Origin of the sequence: Pseudoalteromonas sp. bablab_jr010, assembly GCF_016464105.1 — a bacterium.
GTDB lineage: Bacteria > Pseudomonadota > Gammaproteobacteria > Enterobacterales > Alteromonadaceae > Pseudoalteromonas > Pseudoalteromonas simplex.
In genome coordinates this window covers 1-608 of sequence record NZ_JACDWV010000003.1, presented here as the reverse complement: position 1 = coordinate 608, position 608 = coordinate 1, and the positions used below count along the sequence as shown (strand labels likewise).

At 42.8% G+C, this 608-nt stretch carries 1 protein-coding gene; it reads right to left on the bottom strand.

The features are described 5' to 3' along the window. Positions 1–62: 62 nt before the first annotated feature. On the bottom strand, positions 63–608 hold a 546-nt coding region (locus JIG37_RS00010; protein ID WP_199528334.1), incomplete at its 5' end, for an RNA-guided endonuclease TnpB family protein.

The window sequence follows — 608 nt, the reverse complement described above, 5'->3', positions numbered from 1 at the left end:
GTGAACTACCCAGCGACATCGCTTCGCTCTGATCACTGGGCTTCTACAGTCTAGCTTAACGGCTAGGCTGCTTCTTTTTTCTCAGATCCAAAATCCAACTTCGATAATTCGAAGACTTTCGTTTTAACGGATTGTTTCTCCTGAGATACGGGTGCTACCCTTGCGACGATGCCAGCCGCAATTAAATCTAATTCACCTGTCTTTTCTATGCTCTTAGCCGACGATAGATCACGGTTTTGATACGTTCCGCAAGCTACACAAGTGAAATACCTATCGTTCAATGTTAAAACATGGTTTTGGCCGCACTCTGAGCAGATCCCAGTGGACTTCTCAAATCGACCAATTTCGTGATACAACTTACCCTCTAACTCAGCTTTGTATTTTGAAAGCTGAGTTATCAGCCCCATTACGTTATCGGCAACCATGCTGCCATTGAACTTTTGCATCGCTTTTACGTTTAAATCTTCAAAACACGCTATATCAGTTTCATTGATTATCTGTCGTGAAATTTTGTGCGCAAAGTCGAGCCTTTGCCTTGAGATTTTACCGTGTAGTTTATTGATGCGTTGTTTAGTTTTGTGCCAACGATTTGAGCCTTTGGTTCGACG